A 394-nucleotide genomic window follows, 5' to 3' on the forward strand; every position below is an offset into this window, starting at 1 on the left:
CACGGTCATCGCCCAGGCGGTGTCATGCTCCGGCAGACGGCTCGGCTGCACCGACTTGATGGCGCCGTCGGGCATCAGGAACCACACCCGCAGCTCGCCGTTGCGCTCCAGGGCGATGCCGATATCGCCGTTAAACAGCCCCAGCGCGCTGTCGTTGCGCGATATCATGATCGGTCGGCCGTCATACCAGCGGGAGTGGCGCGGCAGGGCGATCGCTCGCTGGCGGTTGAGCCGCTGCTCCAGCCGCTCATTGACGCCGCTCACGCCGTACGGCCCTTCGCGCAGCGCGCACAGCAGCTGGAATTCGCTGAAAGCGGCCAGCATGGCCTGCGGTTCGGCCCGCTCGCGGCGCAGTTGCAGGTAGCGCTCATAGCCCTGCTGAGCCGCGCCGAGC

At 68.8% G+C, this 394-nt stretch carries 1 pseudogene; it reads right to left on the reverse strand.

Going from position 1 to position 394, the window contains the following annotated elements:
* Nucleotides 1–394 (reverse strand): annotated as a pseudogene (recD, locus tag ACSIPU_RS30610) (exodeoxyribonuclease V subunit alpha); the annotation flags it as partial.

Source organism: Klebsiella sp. HN106 (genome assembly GCF_051209435.1).
In the GTDB taxonomy this organism is placed as follows: domain Bacteria; phylum Pseudomonadota; class Gammaproteobacteria; order Enterobacterales; family Enterobacteriaceae; genus Klebsiella; species Klebsiella oxytoca.